The organism is Pseudomonas sp. 05N431, assembly GCF_056397005.1.
Genome location: NZ_JBFTMN010000013.1, coordinates 86,974 through 105,876, shown reverse-complemented (window position 1 = coordinate 105,876; position 18,903 = coordinate 86,974). Strand labels below are relative to the sequence as shown.

17 protein-coding genes and 1 pseudogene are annotated in these 18,903 nt (G+C 59.8%); 3 read left to right on the top strand and 15 right to left on the bottom strand.

The genetic code is table 11. The features are described 5' to 3' along the window. Window positions 1-11: 11 nt before the first annotated feature. The 4 genes from AC1DIG_RS21535 to AC1DIG_RS21520 are packed head-to-tail and all read right to left on the bottom strand — an operon-like array spanning window position 12 to window position 4,486. Window positions 12-1,358, bottom strand: a complete 1,347-nt coding sequence (locus AC1DIG_RS21535) for an NAD(P)/FAD-dependent oxidoreductase (protein WP_477768921.1) — start codon at window positions 1,356-1,358, stop codon at window positions 12-14. Next, window positions 1,355-2,872: an aldehyde dehydrogenase gene (locus AC1DIG_RS21530; protein ID WP_477768920.1), complete on the bottom strand. Its 1,518-nt coding sequence runs from the start codon at window positions 2,870-2,872 to the stop codon at window positions 1,355-1,357. Before AC1DIG_RS21530 ends, AC1DIG_RS21535 begins: the two co-directional genes overlap by 4 nt. Further along, window positions 2,865-3,776, bottom strand: coding sequence for a dihydrodipicolinate synthase family protein (locus AC1DIG_RS21525; RefSeq protein WP_477768919.1), 912 nt, complete (start codon window positions 3,774-3,776; stop codon window positions 2,865-2,867). The genes AC1DIG_RS21530 and AC1DIG_RS21525 overlap by 8 nt, the downstream gene beginning before the upstream one ends. Continuing rightward, window positions 3,773-4,486, bottom strand: coding sequence for a GntR family transcriptional regulator (locus AC1DIG_RS21520; protein ID WP_477768918.1), 714 nt, complete (start codon window positions 4,484-4,486; stop codon window positions 3,773-3,775). Before AC1DIG_RS21520 ends, AC1DIG_RS21525 begins: the two co-directional genes overlap by 4 nt. A gap of 522 nt (window positions 4,487-5,008) precedes the next feature. Here AC1DIG_RS21520 and AC1DIG_RS21515 point away from each other — a divergent pair. Together AC1DIG_RS21515 and AC1DIG_RS21510 are read left to right on the top strand one after the other, a co-directional pair. Then, the gene (locus AC1DIG_RS21515; RefSeq protein ID WP_145021384.1) at window positions 5,009-5,314 is read left to right on the top strand and encodes a panthothenate synthetase; all 306 of its coding nucleotides are present in this window, start codon (window positions 5,009-5,011) and stop codon (window positions 5,312-5,314) included. 100 nt (window positions 5,315-5,414) lie between these two features. Further along, window positions 5,415-5,816 carry a hypothetical protein gene (locus AC1DIG_RS21510; RefSeq protein WP_477768917.1) on the top strand — a complete coding sequence of 134 codons (402 nt, stop codon included), beginning with the start codon at window positions 5,415-5,417 and terminating at the stop codon, window positions 5,814-5,816. Between the two features lie 64 nt (window positions 5,817-5,880). Here AC1DIG_RS21510 and AC1DIG_RS21505 read toward each other — a convergent pair whose 3' ends face one another. From AC1DIG_RS21505 to gabT, 3 genes are all read right to left on the bottom strand, one after another. Then, a complete protein-coding gene (locus AC1DIG_RS21505) occupies window positions 5,881-6,369 on the bottom strand; it encodes an Lrp/AsnC family transcriptional regulator (protein WP_008055821.1) in 489 nt (162 codons plus the stop codon). Between the two features lie 45 nt (window positions 6,370-6,414). Next, window positions 6,415-7,071: an HAD family hydrolase gene (locus AC1DIG_RS21500; protein ID WP_477768916.1), complete on the bottom strand. Its 657-nt coding sequence runs from the start codon at window positions 7,069-7,071 to the stop codon at window positions 6,415-6,417. A 95-nt stretch (window positions 7,072-7,166) separates the two neighbouring features. Beyond that, complete coding sequence (gene gabT, locus AC1DIG_RS21495) at window positions 7,167-8,459, bottom strand: 4-aminobutyrate--2-oxoglutarate transaminase (RefSeq protein ID WP_477768915.1); 1,293 nt, start codon at window positions 8,457-8,459, stop codon at window positions 7,167-7,169. A 272-nt stretch (window positions 8,460-8,731) separates the two neighbouring features. On the opposite strand from gabT, the gene AC1DIG_RS21490 reads away from it, so the two are divergent. Further along, the gene (locus AC1DIG_RS21490) at window positions 8,732-9,658 is read left to right on the top strand and encodes a 2-hydroxyacid dehydrogenase (RefSeq protein ID WP_477768914.1); all 927 of its coding nucleotides are present in this window, start codon (window positions 8,732-8,734) and stop codon (window positions 9,656-9,658) included. A gap of 124 nt (window positions 9,659-9,782) precedes the next feature. Here AC1DIG_RS21490 and AC1DIG_RS21485 read toward each other — a convergent pair whose 3' ends face one another. The 8 genes and pseudogenes from AC1DIG_RS21485 to AC1DIG_RS21450 form a co-directional block, all read right to left on the bottom strand. Then, window positions 9,783-10,862 carry a tartrate dehydrogenase gene (locus AC1DIG_RS21485; RefSeq protein WP_477768913.1) on the bottom strand — a complete coding sequence of 360 codons (1,080 nt, stop codon included), beginning with the start codon at window positions 10,860-10,862 and terminating at the stop codon, window positions 9,783-9,785. Window positions 10,863-10,888: 26 nt separating this feature from the next. After that, on the bottom strand, window positions 10,889-12,346 hold the full coding sequence (locus AC1DIG_RS21480) for an NAD-dependent succinate-semialdehyde dehydrogenase (protein ID WP_477768912.1): 1,458 nt from the start codon (window positions 12,344-12,346) through the stop codon (window positions 10,889-10,891). Window positions 12,347-12,620: 274 nt separating this feature from the next. Further along, window positions 12,621-12,890: pseudogene (locus AC1DIG_RS21475) on the bottom strand (M20/M25/M40 family metallo-hydrolase); the annotation flags it as partial. Window positions 12,891-13,077: 187 nt separating this feature from the next. Next, window positions 13,078-14,235 carry an acetylornithine deacetylase gene (gene argE, locus AC1DIG_RS21470; protein WP_477768911.1) on the bottom strand — a complete coding sequence of 386 codons (1,158 nt, stop codon included), beginning with the start codon at window positions 14,233-14,235 and terminating at the stop codon, window positions 13,078-13,080. Further along, window positions 14,232-15,386, bottom strand: coding sequence for an NAD(P)/FAD-dependent oxidoreductase (locus AC1DIG_RS21465; RefSeq protein ID WP_477768910.1), 1,155 nt, complete (start codon window positions 15,384-15,386; stop codon window positions 14,232-14,234). The genes argE and AC1DIG_RS21465 overlap by 4 nt, the downstream gene beginning before the upstream one ends. Then, window positions 15,383-16,774, bottom strand: a complete 1,392-nt coding sequence (locus tag AC1DIG_RS21460; protein ID WP_477768909.1) for an FAD/NAD(P)-dependent oxidoreductase — start codon at window positions 16,772-16,774, stop codon at window positions 15,383-15,385. The genes AC1DIG_RS21465 and AC1DIG_RS21460 overlap by 4 nt, the downstream gene beginning before the upstream one ends. Beyond that, window positions 16,756-17,064, bottom strand: a complete 309-nt coding sequence (locus AC1DIG_RS21455; protein WP_347927131.1) for a (2Fe-2S)-binding protein — start codon at window positions 17,062-17,064, stop codon at window positions 16,756-16,758. Before AC1DIG_RS21455 ends, AC1DIG_RS21460 begins: the two co-directional genes overlap by 19 nt. Then, a complete protein-coding gene (locus tag AC1DIG_RS21450) occupies window positions 17,061-18,902 on the bottom strand; it encodes an ABC transporter ATP-binding protein (protein WP_477768908.1) in 1,842 nt (613 codons plus the stop codon). Before AC1DIG_RS21450 ends, AC1DIG_RS21455 begins: the two co-directional genes overlap by 4 nt. Window position 18,903: the final 1 nt, after the last annotated feature.

The following is an 18,903-nucleotide window of genomic DNA, read 5'->3' as shown; positions in this document are numbered from 1 at the left end:
TGTGAAACACTTCAGCCCTCTCGCCCTGCTCTCAGCGCCTGCCAACGAATGACTGAGTTGACACCCAGCTTCGTTAATATCCTGGGTGGAAGCCTGCTTGGCCCAGGCGCTTGACTGAAACTTTCCAGAGTCTTTGAACGCGTGCCTGTGGCCAACTCAGCCGCCATCACGCCCGCCAGGGTGCTCTTGACCGTTCCCAAGCCATTTTCGCAGCACGCCGAATACAGATTTTCTTCGATCTCCCCGAACGCTGCGGCGCTGTTACGGCTCAAGCAAAGACGTCCAGCCCAGCTAAATTCCAACGGAGTCGATTTCAACTCGGGAAAGCGCGCGTCCAGTGAGTGCCGTTGTTCTTCGGCAATCTCGGCAACCCGTTTGAGGGTCACTTGAATACTGGGGTCATAGGTGAACTTTGTACGGATAACGATGCGCGAAAGCCCATTTGAAGTAATCTTGCGAACTGTCGCGCCCATCGGATCCGCGGGTAATAAAGCCCATCGAGCCTGACCGGTTACCGCCCGTTCAAACTCTTCATGACTATAAGCAGCGGTCATCGAGGCGTACGTAAACACGTGCAACAGTCGGCCCTGAAAATGACCGAAGTCTTCAACATGGCCATTGACCGCGAGAATCACCTTGGGCGCATTAACCACGCCGCGATGAGACCTTGCCTTCCAGCTATTTCCCGACCGGGACAGTTCAATAATCGGAGAGCGTTCATATAAGCTGATGTTCTTATCCAGCCCGAATGCAAAATCCCTAATATATTGAGCAGGCTGGATCATCACCGCACCGGGCGTATAAAGCCCACCGTGGTAATAACGGGAGCCGGTAATATCCTGCATCTGCGCAGCGTCCAGCATCTCAAACTGCTCGCCGATGCCTTTTAGCGATTTCGCATAGTTCTCATTGAGCCTCATCCCGCGTTCTGTTGCCGCCGCGTTGATCTTTCCGGACGGATCAAACGTCTCGGCAGACATGCCGTACTCGCGTGCAGCTTCAGCCGCAAAAGCGATCGCAAAGCGGTTCTGGGTGATTTCCAGCGCCGTTGCAGACTCACCGGCCACCGAATATTCCCCGGATGAAAGACTGTGGGGCACGTCGATCATGAAGCCGGAGTTTCTTCCTGCCGGGCCCTTCGCGACTTCATGGGCATCAACGACTGCGATGCTATCGCCTGGATGCAGCTGGGCCAGCCTGCGAGCGGCAGACAGGCCAGCGAAGCCCGCACCGATAATCAGCCAGTCTGCCGACACACTCCCATCAAGCATGCGGACAGGAGCAGTGCGTGTGGAAATCGCCTCCCAACCTGAAACCCCGGTGTCTACCGGTAGGCGCTTGATGGTATGGGTGCTCATTTTTCGGTCTCTTCATCCGACCGACCAGAAACATCGATCCAGATGGTTTTGATTTCGGTGTACTGATCGTGAGCAAAAATCGATTTGTCCCGACCGCCGAACCCTGATTCCTTGTAGCCGCCGAAAGGCGTGGAAGCATCACCCTCACCAAAGCAGTTCACAGTGACGATGCCGGCGCGAATTTCCCGCGACAACCTGATGGCCCGTCGCAAACTGCCGGTATAAACAGAGGCGGCCAAGCCGTATACGGTGTCATTGGCCAGGGCAATCGCTTCAGAGATCGAGCTGAAGGTGGTGACCGAAAGTACCGGGCCGAAAATCTCTTCCTGGAACAGCCGGTTGTCCCGACCTACGCCGTCAATCACCGTTGGCTCTACGAAGGCACCATCTTTGGTCGCGCCGCCGTACACAACGTCGAGTTTTCCAGCGGCGGCGTGCTCAAGGTACGACTTCACTTTCGCGAAATGCTCAGGGCTGACCAGCGAACCTACGCGGTTTTGCGGATCCAGCGGATCGCCCATTTTCCATTCGCGGATGTAGGCGCCCATGCGTTGCAGCAGCTCATCTTTCACCGACTCGTGGACGATCAGGCGTGAAGTGGCGGAGCAGTTTTCGCCCATGTTCCAGAACGCACCGTTAACCACATGCTCGGCAACACGATCCAGATCTTCCGCATCGTCCATCACCACGGCCGGATTTTTCCCGCCACATTCAAGGACGATGCGTTTCAGATTCGAATCGGCTGCGTAATGCAGGAAACGACGACCGGTGACAGTGGAGCCAGTGAAGCTCACCATGTCGACATCGTTATGCAAGCCTATCGGCTCCCCGACCTCCTTGCCTGTACCGGTAACAATGTTGAGCACGCCTGCGGGCACACCGGCTTCGAACGCGAGCTGCGCAACACGTAACGTCGTCAGCGAGGTCTGTTCGGCGGGTTTGACGATCACCGAGCATCCCGCGGCGAGCGCCGGGCCGATTTTCCAGGCCAGCATCAACAGGGGGAAGTTCCACGGCAATACGCAGCCCACCACACCAATCGGCTCGCGGACCACCATGGTCAGTGCGTCACTGCCCACCGGGGCGGTGTTGTCATAAATCTTGTCGATCAACTCCGCGTGCCAACGCAGCGTGTGAATGGTGTCTGGCACATCGACCAACTGGCATTCACTGACAGGCTTGCCGCTATCGAGGCTCTCCAGGACTGCCAGTTCGTGTTGATGGCTTTCAAGCAGATTCGCGAACTTCAGGAGAACCGCTTTGCGCTCCCTGGGCGAAATCGATCTCCAGCGTCCATCCTCAAATGCCGCTTTTGCACTACTGACCGCAGCGTCGACATCCTCGGATGAACACGCAGCGACGTCGGTCAAAAACTCCCCCGTCGCCGGATTGCTGGTAGCGAACGTTTTGCCAGAGAGAGCGGGTTTAAACGCGCCATCGATGAACGCATTGGAAGGAAACGAAATACTTTTAGCGATGGCGACGTATTCGGCCTTGCTCAGAAGATCACCCATGGCTGGCTCCCGAAGTGACGTTGGCAACGTTGCGTTTCACATCGTTGATGATCGCTTCAAGGCTTTTCTTCTCTTCTGAATCAAGCGGCTGAAGCGGCAGGCGCACGTCCCCTACTTTCAGTCCAGCCAGCTCGCAACCAAACTTGATCGACTGCACGAACTTGCCGCCGTCCAAAGCATTCATCAGAGGCATCATCGCCGACATGATCTGACGGCCTTTGTCGAAGTTCTTTTCAATGACGCAGGCTTCGTAAAGCGCCACGTGCTCTTTCGGCAAGAAGTTGGAACCGGCACACACCCAACTTCTGGCACCCCAGGCAAAAAACTCCAGTGCTTGATCATCCCAGCCGCATGACAGTGCGATGTTGGGAAACTTACGTGCGAGGAGATGCACCTGCCCCATGTCGCCGGAGCTTTCCTTGATGGCAATGACGTTTTTCGATTGGCTCACACGGGTGAAGTAATCTTCATCCATCGAAACGCACATGCGACCCGGGTAGTTGTAAAGCATGATCGGCAGGTCGGCAGCGCGATCAATGGTCAATGCGTGTATCGCGTTTTCCTCGGAGGTCGGGAGCGCGTATGGCGGACTGGTGACAAGAATGGCGTCCGCCTTGATCGCTTTGGCATCCTTCGCATACTGCACTGCATCTTCAGTGCGAATGGCCCCGGTGCTAACAATCAGTTGCACCCGAGTGCCGATCACATCTTTTGCATAAGCGGCAAGTTCAGTGCGCTCTTCCGAAGTCTGCGCATAATATTCGCCAGTCGATCCACCGATAATAATGCCGTGTACTTTCGCTTCGATCAGCGACTCCAATACTTCGGAGTACACGTTCCAGTCGATCTCCCCTTCAGAATTATAAGGAGTCACCGCGGGGGTATAGATGCCTTCAAATTTCAAGATGATTTCTCCGAAGATGAGTGACGTGGAAGGTCAATGAGTGCATCCGCCTTGATGCCTTGGGGCGCGATAAAAATCTCCATGTTTTCCCGGGACAGCTCCCAGTGTTCAAACACAAGATCAACAACGGCTTCTTCATCGCGACGTTCAATAGCCTCGATAAAAGAATCATGGTGCCCTGCAGACAGTTCGAGACGTTCTTCCATGTCCTCATTTCGAGGTCGGAAAAATGTATTACCGATGCGGGAGTGATCAATCAGCAACCTTTCCAGACTCGGCTGGAGATACTGGTTATCGGCCATTTCGCCCATGATCGCGTGAAAGCGATTGTTCTCGACGACCATTGCCAGCGCATCCCTTGAGGTGGTGGCAATGCGGAACCGGTGCTGCGTGTCTTTCAAATCGATCAGTTGGCGTGGCTTGAAGTTCTGAACCGCCAGACGGCCAATGGCTGCGTACATCATCGGTGCAACCAGAAAGAAATTTCGCAGTGTCGAGTGATTCATCGGAATAACCCGAGCGCCGCGGTTTTCTCGAATATCGACATAACCTTCACCGGCCAAGCGGCGAAAAACTTCTCGGACGGGCGTTCGGGACAAGCCATAACGTTCGCTGAGAATGACTTCATCCAGCGCTTCGTCAGGGTCCAGTTCCATCGTCAAAATTTGACGTTTCAGGTCTTCGTAGAGACAAGTTTTGCCGTTTTTCACAAACGACCTCCAAAGGTAGTTTCACTGTCAGGTGCGGCTGACTGATGAGTCGAGACTCGCACGGGTTTTGGGGATGGTCAATAGATTGTATTTCTTGTGTATACATAAAAAACACATGAAAAACACAGGCTGTGTTTGAGTTTTTTTCTTTAAATTCATCCAGTTAGTTATTTATTTAAAAAACGATGTAGTCGCTAATAGGAAAGTTTGCCGTCGTTTTTAGAATGCTTTTTCCTAGATCATTCCCTGATAAAGCTTATTCCCAAGCGCACTTATATATCGAGACGGTTGGCCCGGTACGACACGCCAGGAAGTGTTTGCGACATGCCGTCGAGGCAAGGTTGAGGCGCTACTGAAACTGAAAATGGTTCAGCCGCTTCACACGCGCTGAGTCATGTCCATTCTCAGCCTCATCTATGCTTAATCCCACATCGCTGGAGCGATCGAATACAAGCTTCGTGGCATCAGCGCCAGGAGCAAAGGCAGGGAGATGAGACAGCTATCTGAAAAGAGAAACGAATAATGAAAATGCTAATGATGGTCGAGTGCCCGAATGAACCCTTCAACGCGCTCGTCAGGGCCGGGAAGGTCGGCGAAGTCATCGGGCGAATCCTGGAAAGCATCAAACCGGAGGCTGCCTACTTTACCGAGCAGGATGGAATGCGCGGCGGGATTTTCCTGATCGACGTACAAGACTCCTCCCAGATCCCCAGCTTTGCGGAACCGTTCTTTCTCAACTTCGATGCCACCTGCAAGTTCCGTCTGGTCATGAGCCCACAGGACCTGCAAAGGGCCGGCCTGGAAGCGCTCGGAAACACGTGGGGCTGAGGGCGATCAGTGCGGGGTGGTTTTGTCCGCCCCACACCCTCATCGGGTCGCGACGAACCTACTGGGCAATAGCGGTTGCCGATAGCTATGATTGGAGACCATGACAGCCTCTCTCCAGATTCGACAACCCTGCCCGCCCGGTGCCTGCGATTGCAGGCGCGAACAGTTGCTGGACATTCCCAGCGCGGACTTGCGCATCCTGCACCTGACCCGCCAGGAGGAAAATCGCCTGCTCGACCGGCTGGAGAATCTGCAGAGCCTGGCCGACCTCGAACACATGCAGCGGCGGATGTATGAGCAATTAGGCATTCGCGTGCACATCACTCCAAGCGTGCACGAAGTGCGAAGCATGCGCGGCATCGGTATTCAGCTTCTGGAGCTGCCAGGGCTGTGCCGCAAAACCCGCCAGTCGATTCCGGCCGCCATTCGTCGCGGTCTGGAAAAAAAACCCGAGATTGCCTACGAACTGCTTAACGCTCACGACCTTTTGCGCGATGCCTGAGGTGCCGCCCGGCGTGCGCCTCTTGCAAAGACGCGGCGGGCGACAAGCGGTTATCGAGAACGTCTCAATGGCGCAGCAATTTGCGCAGTGGCACGCCGTCCTTGAGCACGGGCGACTTGATGACGATGTAACTGAAGTACTTGGAGATGCCGATGTTCTTGTCCAGCAGGCTTTCGATCACTTCCTGATAGTGCTGGATGCTGCGGGTCATGAAGCGCACCAGATAATCGTAGCCACCGCTGATCAGATGGCATTCGAGCACCTCATCCACCAGGCGGATATTGGACTCGAACTTGGCGAAGTCTTCGCGCTTGTGATCGCTCAAGGTGATCTCGGTGAACACCGTGACCGAGTCAGTGATCTTGGCCAGGTTCAAATGCGCCTTGTAACTCGAGATGTACCCCGCCGACTCCAGTCGCTTGACCCGTTGCAGGCACGGACTGGCTGACAGCCCAACGGCATCAGCCAGGCTGACATTGGTCATGCGCCCGTCTTTTTGCAACTCAACCAAGATACTGATGTCGATCCGGTCCAGTTTCACTAAACCTTCCATTGCGTACCTCTTGATTGCCGTTTGTAAGACAATCTTCTAGCAAAATCAGCGCCGTAAAGACAGCTGATGCTGAGCCACCAGGTCAGCCATGCTGTTAATGCAGTAATCCGCCGCACACGACGTTGCGGATTTTGCCCGCCCGCGACAAATCAGGCATACATCGGTGGCCGCCTGTCGACCGGCAGAAGGTCGGGTCACTTGCAGGATCTCCCGGGCCTCAAGCCCGTTGGCCTGTAACCAGTCCCGATCCAGCACGGGATCGCTGGCCAGTGAAATGAAGTCGTCGGGCATGACTCCCAAACGCTCACAAAGCAGCCCTCGATCTTCGGCATCCCGATCGCCCTGCACCAACAAGCGATAGAACTTGCGCAGGTACAACATCGCGCCGGGTGCGTCCTCGAACAGCGACCAACTGGCCACCGAACGGGCAAAACTCATGCCCTCCTCCCAACTGGCTCGCAGCCCCCAGCGCTCGGCCAACTGGCGATGGGCGAAACACAGCAAGCCACTGAAGCCCAGTTCACCGAAACGCGGGTAGAGCGCACGCACCACCTCGCTGTATTCGGCCAATACCTGCTCCTTGTCCGGGCGACCGCCAAGGCTGTCGAGCAGCGGTTGCAGTGCCGTCCAGACTCCCGAATCGCGATCGACCAGGACTTCATCGCAATCGATGAGCAACGCTCGATAATCAGTCAGCCCCATGGTACGCCAAGCCTCCAATAATGCACTCCGTCACCCCATGCTCCATAAATGCTCACGGGCGATACCTCGCGGTACCGCCCGAAGCAGGCATGAACTCAGTTCAAGACGCGTGCCAATGCTGCTTCAAGAATCTGCAGCGCTTCGTCGATCTGATCCTCTGTTGTCACCAGCGGCGCAAGGAAACGCAGCACGTTGCGGTACACGCCACATTTGATCACCAGCAGACCGCCCGCCCGGGCTTCGTCGATCAGCCGCTGATTCAGGTCCGCATCCGGGGTACGCGCGTCGTCATCCTTGATCAGTTCGATCGCCAGCATGAACCCGCTACCGCGCACGTCGCCGATTTGTGGGTGACGGGCCTGCAAGCGCAGCAACCCCTGACGCAAACGCTCGCCCAAGGCGTCGCCACGCGCCAGCAGCTGTTCTTGCTCATAGGCTTCGATCACCGCCAGCGCTGCGGCGCATGACAACGCGTTACCGCCGTAAGTACCGCCCAGTCCACCGGGCAATGGCGCGTCCATGATCCCGGCCTTGCCGACTACACCGGACAACGGTAGACCACCGGCAAGACTCTTGGCGACGGTCACCAGGTCCGGCTGGATGCCGGCGTGCTGGAAGCCGAACCACTTGCCGGTACGGCCAAAACCGGTCTGGATTTCATCGAGAATCAGCACGATGCCGTGTTTTTCAGTGAGGGCGCGCAACGCTTGAAGGAACTCCACGGGTGCCGAGAGGAAACCACCGTCGCCCTGAACCGGTTCAATGATGATTGCCGCAACCCGCTCAGGGGCAACCTGGGTGGCCAGCAACTCGTCCAGGGCCTTGAGGGCCATCTCACTGCTGACGCCGCGATAGGCATTCGGATACGGCGTGTGAAATACCTCCGGCGCGAACGGCCCGAAGTTCTGCTTGTACGGCTGGCTCATGCCGGTCAGCGTGGTGCCAAGCAAGGTGCGACCGTGAAACCCGCCACGAAACGCGATCACCGCCGAACGATTGGTGTGAGCGCGGGCGATCTTCACCGCGTTTTCCACGGCCTCGGCGCCAGAGGTAAAGAACGCCGCTTTATACGCTTCGTTGCCGCCGATCATTTCGCACAGGCGCTGGGCCAGATCAAGATAAGGCTTATAGGCCACCACCTGAAAACACGCGTGGGAGACCTTTTGCAACTGGGCCTGCACCGCGGCGACCACCTTGGGGTGGTTATGGCCGATGTTCAGCACACCAATGCCGCCGACAAAATCCAGGTAGCGCTTGCCGTCCACGTCCCACAATTCGGAACCTTGGGCGCGATCGATCACCAACGGGTGAGCGGTAACCAGGCCACGTGGCACGAATTGATCGCGCTGACGGAGCAAATGAGGGGTTTCGTCGACTTTGCTGTTCATGGCATTTCCCATCGTGAGTCCGGCAACCGGGAGGTGGTTGCGATGGTGTTCAGGTTAAGGCTTGTGCGAAACGAACTACGCCGAACTTGCGCCCTGAGAAATTCGGATCGACTGTTTTCACCCCGCCAAACGGCAGATTCCTTCAGCCCGCCGAATCTGCCGGGGCATGCCTGATAGAAACAGGTGCAACGCGTTTAACCCGGCCCTTTCGACAGATCCTGCGCTGGCGTTGCGCGATGATGGACAGCCTCTTCACCCTTCAGGAAATGCCCATGGCCCTGCTTTATAAAGCTGACCCGGTACGCGGCGAACAGTGGAAAGCGCTGTTCGCCGAGCATGCCCCGGATATCGAATGGCGCGCCTGGCCGGACATCGGCGACCCCAAGGACATTCAGTACCTGGCCGCCTGGCAGGCACCGGATGATCTCGAGGCGCTGCTGCCCAACCTGCGCGTGTTGTTTGCGTTGTCCGCCGGGGTCGATCAACTGGACTTGAGTCGCCTGCCGACAAGCTTGCCGGTGGTGCGCCTGCTGGATCCCGGCATCACTCGCGGCATGTGCGAATACGCCTGTTTTGCGGTGCTCAGCCTGCACCGCGACATGCTGCGCTATCGCCAGCAACAAATGGCCCGGTGCTGGCAGGCTCACTTGCTGCAACCGGCGGCCAAGCGACGGGTTGGCGTCATGGGCCTCGGCACCCAGGCCCGGCAGATTCTGGCGACCTTGCAGCCCATGGGTTTTGCGTTGTCCGGCTGGGCGCGCAGTGCCCATCAAATACAGGGCGTCGCTTGTTATGCCGGTACCGAGCTGTTACCTGCGTTCCTGAGCCAGTGCGACATTCTGCTCTGCGTACTGCCGCTGACCGAACAGACCCAAGGCATCCTCGACCGCACGCTGTTCCAGCAACTGCCCCGTGGCGCGGCGCTGATCAACATGGGCCGTGGCGGGCATCTGGTGGAAAGTGATTTGCTCGAGGCGCTGGACAGCGGGCAGCTGAGCGGCGCGGTACTCGATGTGCTACAGGAGGAACCGGCACCGGTGGATCATCCGTTTTGGGACCATCCACAGATTCTGCTGACCCCGCACATTGCGGCGATGACTCAACCGGAAAGTGCGTTTGGGGTGTTGCTGGAGAATATTCGGCGGTTTGAGCGGGGGGAGAAAATGGTGGGTGAAGTTGATCGAGCCCAAGGTTACTGAATACACACAGGCCCAATGTGGGAGCGAGCTTGCTCGCGATGGCGATCCGTCAGTCAACATCAATGTTGAATGTCAGCCCCTCATCGCGAGCAAGCTCGCTCCCACAGTTTGGTCGGTGGTGGGTTCAGAGTCTGTCGGCAATCGCCTTTCCGACATCCTGAGTCGAGCCCTTCCCGCCCAGATCCGGGGTGATTGGCCCCTCGGCAATCACCCGCTCGATCGCCTGCAAAATCCCGTCATGCGCCGCGCGATAGCGCTCATCACCGTTACCGAGGAAATCGAGCATCAACGCCCCGGACCAGATCATCGCAATCGGGTTGGCGATGTTTTGCCCATAGATATCCGGCGCCGAGCCATGTACCGGTTCGAACAGCGACGGAAAACGCCGTTCCGGGTCGAGATTCGCCGACGGCGCAATGCCGATGGTGCCAGCACACGCAGGCCCGAGGTCGGAGAGAATGTCGCCGAACAGGTTCGACGCCACCACCACATCAAAGCGGTCCGGTTGCAGCACGAAACGCGCACACAGAATGTCGATGTGCTGTTTGTCCCAGGTGATCTCCGGGTACTGCGCGGCCATCAATGCGGTGCGCTCGTCCCAGTACGGCATGCTGATGGAAATGCCGTTGGACTTGGTCGCCGCCGTCAGGCGTTTGCGCGGCCGGGTCTGGGCCAGGTCGAAGGCGAACTTGAGAATCCGGTCGACACCGCGTCGGGTGAACACCGACTCTTGCAGCACGAACTCATGCTCGGTGCCTTCGAACATCTTGCCGCCGACCGAGGAATATTCACCCTCGGTGTTCTCACGAATCACCACGAAATCGATGTCCCCCGGCTTGCGGCCGGCCAATGGGCACGGCACGCCGGGGAATAACCGCACCGGGCGGATATTCACGTACTGGTCGAAATCCCGGCGGAACTTCAGCAGCGAACCCCACAGGGAAATGTGATCCGGCACCTTGTCCGGCCAGCCGACGGCGCCGAAGTAGATCGCGTCAAACCCCTTGAGCTGTTCGAACCAGTCGGCGGGCATCATCTGCCCATGCTCCAGGTAGTAATCGCAGTGCGCCCAATCGAGCACCTCGATGCTCAACTCCAGCTGCCATTTCTTCGCGGCCTGCTCCAGTACCCGCAGCCCTTCGGGCAGGACTTCCTTGCCGATGCCATCGCCGGCAATCGCGGCGATTCTGAATGTCTTGCTCATCAATCGTGGCTCCCCGTGTCTGTGAGTTACAGCCCGCCAATGTGGAAGGCTTTGACTTCAAGGTATTCATCCAGGCCGTACTTGCTGCCTTCACGGCCCAGGCCCGACTGCTTGATGCCGCCGAACGGCGCGACTTCCATGGAAATGATCCCGGTGTTGAGGCCGACCATGCCGAACTCCAGCGCTTCACCGAAACGCCATGAGCGGCGCAGGTCCTGAGTGAAATAGTAGGCGCCCAGGCCATAAGGCGTGGCATTGGCCAGCGCGAGTGCTTCGGCCTCCTCGGTAAAGCGCATCAACGGCGCCACCGGGCCGAAGGTTTCTTCATTGGCCAGCAGCATGCCGGCGTGGGCATCGCCGAGTACCGTTGGCTGGACAAATTGACTGTCGCCCTCGGGAACACCGCCACAGAGCAACCGCGCACCCTGGCTCAGGGCATCGTCGATATGCCGGGCGACTTTGCTCACCGCCGCCGGATTGATCAGCGGGCCAATAGTGACGTCGGCGTCCAGACCGTTGCCGACCTTGAGCTTGCCCACCTCCTCCACCAGCCGCTGGGCGAAGCGCTCGTAAATGCCGTCCTGCACCAGGATGCGGTTGGCACAGACGCAGGTCTGCCCGGCATTGCGAAACTTGCTGAGCATGATGCCCGCCACCGCCTGCTCCAGGTCAGCATCGTCGAACACAATAAATGGCGCATTGCCGCCCAGTTCCAGGCTCAGACGCTTGATGTGTTCGGCACTCTGGCGCATCAGCAAGCGGCCGACTGCCGTGGAGCCGGTGAAGGAGATCTTGCGTACGGTCGGATTGCCGGTCAGTTCTTCGCCGATGCCGGCGGGCATTCCGGTCAGTACGTTGAACACCCCGGCCGGGATGCCAACGCGCTCGGCCAGTACCGCCAGGGCCAGCGCCGACAACGGCGTCAGGTCCGAGGGTTTGACAATGATCGGGCACCCGGCCGCCAGCGCCGGAGCGCACTTGCGGGTGATCATCGCGTTGGGGAAATTCCACGGGGTGATGGCCGCACAAACCCCCACCGGTTGCTTGAGGGTCAGCAGTCGGCGGTCGCCGCTGGGAGCCGGCATGGTTTCGCCGTAGACGCGGCGGGCCTCTTCAGCGAACCATTTGACGAAACCGGCGCCGTAGCGAATTTCGCCTTTGGCTTCGTTGAGTGGTTTGCCCTGCTCGCAGGTCATGATCAACGCGAGGTCGTCGAGGTTGTCGATCATCGCCTGATACCAGCGCTCCAGCAGCGCCGCACGCTCGGCCGCTGGGCGTGCGCGCCAGGCTGGCCAGGCTTTTTCGGCGGCGTCGATGGCGCGGCGGGTTTCCGTGCCTTGCATCGCCGGTACGCGGGCGAGGAACTGGCCGTTGGCCGGGTCGATGACGTCCAGCGTCGCGGCGTTGTCGGCGCCGATCCACTGCCCGTCGATGTAGGCGAGTTCTGCCAAAAGGCTTGGGTCTTTCAAACGATTCTTGAGCATGGTCGAGGTCCTGATCCGAGACACTTGCCAGTCTAGGGAGGTGCCTCGGAAGAGGATGCTGAAAGCGCCTTGAGGGCAGCGTCGGATGCTGAAAATCGCGGCGGGACGGCAGGCTCTACCGAAGGGGTTCGAGGAGCTGACAGGCAAATGATTAACCCTGTGGGAGCGAGCTTGCTCGCGATAGCGGTGTGTCAGCTGACATCAATACCGACTGGACGGACGCCATCGCGAGCAAGCTCGCTCCCACATTTGATCTCTTTTGACACGGAACCTTTTACAACTTCAGGGAACCTAGCAGCCCCTCAAGAAACCGCTCCCCGGCCTCCATCTGGCTGATCTCGATAAACTCGTCCGGCTTGTGCGCCTGTTCGATCGAGCCCGGTCCGCAGACCACCACCGGCACATCCAGACGCTGCTTGAACAACCCGCCTTCGGTACCGAACGACACTTTGGCGGTGCCGGTATCCGGTGCGGCGAAGTTCTTCAGAAAGCGCACCGCCTCGACGCTTGGATGAGTATCGAGCCCCGGATAAACGTTGAGGGATGCTGAAAATCGCGGCGGGACGGCAGGCTCTACCGAAGGGGTTCAGGGTCTGACAGACAAATGAATAACCCTGTGGGAGCGAGCTTGCTCGCGATAGCGGTGTGTCAGCTGACATCAATACCGACTGGACGGACGCCATCGCGAGCAAGCTCGCTCCCACATTTGGTCTCTTTTGACACGGAACCTTTTACAACTTCAGGGAACCTAGCAACCCCTCAAGAAACCGCTCCCCGGCCTCCATCTGGCTGATCTCGATAAACTCGTCCGGCTTGTGCGCCTGTTCGATCGAGCCCGGTCCGCAGACCACCACCGGCACATCCAGGCGCTGCTTGAACAACCCGCCTTCGGTGCCGAACGAGACTTTGGCGGTGCCGGTGTCCGGCGCGGCGAAGTTCTTCAGAAAGCGCACCGCTTCGACACTCGGATGGGTATCGAGACCTGGATAGACATTGAGGGTTTCAATCTCGATGTCCGCCACGCTGGAGAGCTTTTTGGCCTCACGCACGATCACCTCGGCACGCTCTTGCATCTGCGCGAGGAACTGATCCAGATCGTCCGCCGGCAGGTTGCGCACTTCGAAGTCGAGGGTGCAGAGGTTCGGCACGATGTTCAGCGCCTTGCCGCCGACAATCTGCCCGACATGCACCGTGCTGTAAGGCACGTCGTAGTCCGTATCCTGAGCGCCCTGCTCTTGCAATTGCTGTTGGCTTTGACGCAGCGCCGCGATGAAATCGCAGGCCACGTGGATCGCATTGACCGAGCGCGGTGCCAGCGATGAGTGCGCCTCCAGGCCCCGACAGTACGTGCGGTAAGAACCCTTGCCCTTGTGCCCGAGCACAAACTGCATGTTGGTCGGCTCGCCAATCAGGCACAGGAATGGCCGCACCGGCGCCAGGTGCAACACATCGAGCAAACGCCGCACGCCAACGCAGCCGGTCTCTTCGTCATGGGACAGCGCCAGTTGCAGTGGACGGCTCAACGAATGGTCGGCGGCGTCGAGCATGGCGTCGATGGCCAGGGCGATAAACCCCTTCATGTCGCAGCTGCCGCGACCGTAAATCCTCCCCTCCTGCACCGTCGCCTGAAACGCCGGAACGGTCCAGGCCTGGCCCGCTGCCGGGACCACGTCGGTGTGCCCGGACAGCAGAATCCCCGGTAATTCCTTGGGGCCGGTGCTGGCGAACAGGTTGGCCTTTTTGCCGGTGGAGTCCTTGACGATCAGCGACTCGAAGCCCTTGCTCAGCAACAAGTCGCGCACGTACTCGATCAAGGCCATATTCGACTCCGAAGACACGGTATCGAAGGCCATCAGGCGTTTGAGAATATCCAGTACACGGGGTTTCATGAGGCCTTGCTCCGTTGCTCGGCTGAAAGGGCGAACCGGCGAATGGAGAACGGCTCAATCGAAGTGCGGGTGCTGCCGGTGCTGATCAGTTCAGCCATCACGTCACCGACGCCCGGGCCAAGCTGAAAGCCGTGACCGCAGAAGCCGAACGCGTAGAACAACCCGTCGACCGTGCCGCTGCGGCCCATCACCGGCAGGGAATCGGGCATATAACCTTCGATGCCGCTCCAGACGCGGATGATGTTCAGGTTGCCGACACCCGGCAGCAGGCGACGCATCTGCTGGATCTGGTTGAGGATGCTGCGCGGCTCGACCTGGGCCCGACGGTTCAGCATGTCCGGCTTGCTGCGGTAGCCACCGCCGATGACGATGTTGCCGCGCGGGATCTGCCGGAAGTAAATCACTTCCTCGGGAATTTTCGTGTACACGCCGATCACTGTCGGCAAGGCATACGGCACCGGCTCGGTCACGGCCATTTGCGGGCCGTGAGTGTCCAGCGGCACCGGTTCGCCGAACTGCGCCGACAGCTTCTGGCCCCAGGCACCGGCGGTAATCAGCAACTGTTCGGCGCTGAACTGGCGACCATCGGTGGTGGTGACGGTGAACTCACCGCCAACCTTTTGCACTTCGGCGACTTCGGTCTGCTCTTCGATCCGCGCACCGAGACGCCGTGCGGCGCGGGCAAACGCCGGGGCCGCCAGACGCGGGTTGGCATGGCCGTCGTGGGGCGCGTAGGAACCGCCCTTCACATCCGGTCCAAGAAACGGAAAACGCTGGTGCAGTTCGGCGCCGCGATAGATTTTCAGGTCCAGTTGCTCAGCCTCGGGGGCGGCGGCGTAGGCCTCCAGTTCGGCGATTTCATCTTCGCGGTAGCACACCCGCATGTGCCCGCTGGCGATGAATTCGAGGTCGTCGTCGATCAGCTCCGGCAGGCGTTTCCACAACGCCCAGGAGCGGTTGGCCAATTCCAGCTGCCCGAGGAATCGCCCCTGGCGTCGGACGTTGCCGAAGTTCACGCCGCTGGCGTACTGACCGATCTGGTCGCGCTCCAGCAAGATCACTGACTGCCCGCGCTGGCGCAGGAAAAACGCCGTCGCCGAGCCCATCAGGCCGCCCCCGACAATCACCACATCGGCTTTCTGTAGCGTCATGGCGACACCTCCTCGGTGAGCATCGAAAGCGGTTTGACCGGCGCCTGACCACGCTGGCGACCGACCAGTTGAACATTGACGCCGGCCGCAGCGGCAATCACCTCGGCCCCCGCCTGGGAGCAATAACGGCCCTGGCAGCGGCCCATGCCGACCCGGCTGAACGCCTTGGCCCGATTGACTTCACAGGCGCCCTTTTCGCTGACGGTGCGCCGCAATTCGCCGGCGCTGATCATCTCGCAGCGGCAGACAATGGCCGAGTCGGGCAAGGCCTTGGCTTGTTCGGCAGGCCAGGGAAACGCCTGGGCCAGGCCGAGACGAAACTGGTCCATCACCGCCAGGGCACGGCGTTGTTCGTCGCGCAACCCAGCGTCCACCGGCTGGTGCAGATCCTCCAGCAGCGCCATGGCCACCAGGCGCCCGGCGTGCTCGGCGGCATCCGCGCCACGAATTTTCGAGCCATCGCCGGCGGCATACACGCCATTCACCGAGGTCCGGCCTTCTTCATCGACGGCCAGCCACCATTGGCTGGATGCCTCATCGAAGCGCAAACGGCAACCGGCCAGATCCGCCAGTTGGGTTTCCGGGCGCAGGTGATAACCCAGCGCCACGGCATCGCACTCCACCGTCAACGTCTTGCCTTCGGCGGTCCGCACCCGCACACCACTGACACCGCGCTGGGCATCGCCCAGCACTTGCAGCGGAGAAATCCCCAGGTGCACCGGGATCTTTGCCCGGTACAACTGCGCCAACAGTTTCATCCCGGTGAACAGCACTCCGGGGCGCGCCAGCAGTTTCGGCAAGGCGCCGATGCGCTTGCTCAGCGGCGAAGTGTCGAGCACCGCCGCCACGTTGGCACCGGCCTTGAGGTATTGACTGGCGACCAGGTACAGCAACGGCCCGCTGCCCATGAACACCACGCGATGACCAATCGACACCGCTTGGGATTTGAGCGCGATCTGCGCGCCGCCGAGGCTGTAGGTGCCCGCCAGCTGCCAGCCTTCGATCGGCATCAAGCGGTCGGTGGCGCCGGTGCAGAGGATCAGCGCGTCGTAATCAACCGTCGAGTGTTTGCCCTGGCTGACGCAGCACAGTTGCCCCGGTGTGAGGTTCCACACCAGCGTGTCCGGGCGGTAGTCGATCAACCCGCGCAAGCGGTCGAAGCTTTGGTGCAAGTCTTTGGCCTTGGCCGCTTCGGTGCCGTAGAGCGTGGTGTAATCGCGGGTAAAGCCTTGCGGTTGGCGACGGTAGATCTGCCCGCCATCCCGACGATTTTCATCGATCAGAATCGGCTTGCAGCCCGCAGCCAGCAAGGTTTCGGCGCAGCGAATGCCGGCCGGCCCGGCGCCGACGATCACCACTCGATGAGTGCTCAGCCGTGCAGTGGCCATATCGCCTCCGGTTGTGTAGTGACGATATCCAGCCCTTCACGGACTTCGTTGGAACAGGCACGCAGCCGTTCGCCGCTGCGGGTCCAGACCCAGCAATCCTGACAGGCGCCCATCAGGCAAAAACCGGCCCGCCGGCCCGAGTCGAACTCCGACTGACGCAGCGCCGAACCCTGGGTCAGCAACGCGACCATCAGTGTGTCGCCCTGCAACGCCTCGATGGGTGTGCCGTCCACCGTCAATTTGACGGTCGGCCGGCCCTGCTCGGCCAGCCTCACAAAACGCCCCTTCATGCATAGGCTCCCTGAATCATGCTGTTCAAATCCTGCTGGGTTTTCAGCAGCTCGGCACTGTCGTGGTGACAAAGGATTTCACTGCCGCCGACAAGCGTCCGGCGGTTTGGCGCGGTGCGATTGCACAAACCGTCGACCCGCACCGGGCAACGATTGAGGAACGTGCACAACTCCGGCACGTTGGCCTTTGCACCAATCGGCGGCAGCGTGCCGCAGGTGGTGCCGCAGTTTTCCAGCCAGCCCTGACGCAATTCCGGCACCGAATGAATCAACAGGTCGGTGTAAGGATGGAAAGGCGCCTGGGCAAACGACTGTCGACTACCCTCCTGCACCTTGTGGCCGCTGTACATCACCACGATGTCGTCGCACAGCGCGCGCACGGTGGAGATGTCGTGGCTGATGAACAGATACGACACCCCCAGCTCCTGACGCAGGTCGCGCAGCAGTTCAAGAATCGCCGCACCGACTACCGTATCCAGCGCCGAGGTCACTTCATCGCAGAGAATCAGGTCCGGCTTGGCCGCCAGTGCGCGAGCCAGGTTGACCCGTTGCTTTTGCCCGCCGGAGAGTTCATTCGGCCGACGCTCGGCCAGGCTCCGCGGCAAGCGCACCAGGTCCAGGAGCTCGCCGATACGCTCGCGCAAGGCGGCACCCTTGAGGCCGAAATACATCTTCAGCGGCCGGCTCAGAATGGTGCTGATGCTGTGCATCGGATTAAGCGCGGTGTCGGCGTTCTGGAAGACCATTTGAATGCGCCGGAACTGTTCATCGGTACGCTCGGACAGGCTGCCGCCCAGTGGCTGACCATCAAAGGTCAGGCCACCCAACGCCGGCGTCAGCAACCCGGCCACCACCCGCGCCAGGGTCGACTTGCCGGAACCCGATTCACCGATCACGCCGATGGCCTGGCCCCTGCGCACCGTGAGGTCGATGTCTTCCAGCACGCGGATCGACGGCATGCCTTGGGTGTTTTTGTTGCCGTAGCCAGCGGTCAAACCTTTGATGGTCAGCAGTGGCTGATCTTCGGCCACACCGCAGGGCGGACGGATCGTCGTATCCGGGCGCGCCGCCGCCAGCAGGCTGCGCGTGTACTCATGGGCCGGACCTTTGAGCAAAGGCGCGGTGGCGCTCTGTTCGAAGATCTGGCCACCGTTGAGCACCACAATCTGATCGGCCATCTGCGCCACCACCGCCAGGTCGTGGGACACGTAGACTGCTGTCGCCCCACGCTCACGCACCACCCGTTTGAAAGCGCGCAGCACGTCGATCTGAGTGGTCACGTCGAGGGCGGTGGTCGGCTCATCGAGCACTACCAGCAGCGGATCGCTGATCAGCGCCATCGCCGCCATCACCCGTTGCAATTGCCCGCCGGACACTTGGTGCGGGTAGCGCTGGCCGATGTGTTCAGGGTCCGGCAGGGCCAGGTCGCGGAACAGCTCGATGGCTTTGGCTTCGAGCACGGTCCGGTTGCCCAGGCCATGAATCAACGCGCCCTCCACCACTTGGTCGATCAGTTTTTTCGCCGGGTTGAATGCCGCCGCAGCGCTTTGCGCGATATACGACACACGGTTCCCGCGCAGGCCTTGCAGTTCGCGTTCGCTCAACGCCAGCATGTCGTGTTCGCCGACCTGCACCACGCCGCCGGCCAACCGGCAACCGCGCCGGGCGTAACCGAGCAACGCCAGGGCGATGGTGGTCTTGCCGGATCCCGACTCACCGATCAGCGCCAGCACTTCGCCTTTTTCCAGGGAGAAGCTCACGCCCTTGACGATTTCTACTTCGCCGCGTTCGCCACAGGCGACCACGCGCAGGTCCTGGACCCGAATCAATTCACTCATC

Coding starts and splice junctions, on each gene's coding strand:
- AC1DIG_RS21485 (WP_477768913.1), bottom strand. CDS start 10,862: ATGAGCAAGACATTCAGAATCGCCGCGATTGCCGGCGATGGCATCGGC.
- AC1DIG_RS21510 (WP_477768917.1), top strand. CDS start 5,415: ATGACAGCCTCTCTCCAGATTCGACAACCCTGCCCGCCCGGTGCCTGC.
- AC1DIG_RS21450 (WP_477768908.1), bottom strand. CDS start 18,902: ATGAGTGAATTGATTCGGGTCCAGGACCTGCGCGTGGTCGCCTGTGGC.
- AC1DIG_RS21500 (WP_477768916.1), bottom strand. CDS start 7,071: ATGGGGCTGACTGATTATCGAGCGTTGCTCATCGATTGCGATGAAGTC.
- gabT (WP_477768915.1), bottom strand. CDS start 8,459: ATGAACAGCAAAGTCGACGAAACCCCTCATTTGCTCCGTCAGCGCGAT.
- AC1DIG_RS21480 (WP_477768912.1), bottom strand. CDS start 12,346: ATGCTCAAGAATCGTTTGAAAGACCCAAGCCTTTTGGCAGAACTCGCC.
- AC1DIG_RS21490 (WP_477768914.1), top strand. CDS start 8,732: ATGGCCCTGCTTTATAAAGCTGACCCGGTACGCGGCGAACAGTGGAAA.
- AC1DIG_RS21535 (WP_477768921.1), bottom strand. CDS start 1,358: ATGAGCACCCATACCATCAAGCGCCTACCGGTAGACACCGGGGTTTCA.
- AC1DIG_RS21465 (WP_477768910.1), bottom strand. CDS start 15,386: ATGACGCTACAGAAAGCCGATGTGGTGATTGTCGGGGGCGGCCTGATG.
- argE (WP_477768911.1), bottom strand. CDS start 14,235: ATGAAACCCCGTGTACTGGATATTCTCAAACGCCTGATGGCCTTCGAT.
- AC1DIG_RS21530 (WP_477768920.1), bottom strand. CDS start 2,872: ATGGGTGATCTTCTGAGCAAGGCCGAATACGTCGCCATCGCTAAAAGT.
- AC1DIG_RS21455 (WP_347927131.1), bottom strand. CDS start 17,064: ATGAAGGGGCGTTTTGTGAGGCTGGCCGAGCAGGGCCGGCCGACCGTC.
- AC1DIG_RS21460 (WP_477768909.1), bottom strand. CDS start 16,774: ATGGCCACTGCACGGCTGAGCACTCATCGAGTGGTGATCGTCGGCGCC.
- AC1DIG_RS21505 (WP_008055821.1), bottom strand. CDS start 6,369: ATGGAAGGTTTAGTGAAACTGGACCGGATCGACATCAGTATCTTGGTT.
- AC1DIG_RS21515 (WP_145021384.1), top strand. CDS start 5,009: ATGAAAATGCTAATGATGGTCGAGTGCCCGAATGAACCCTTCAACGCG.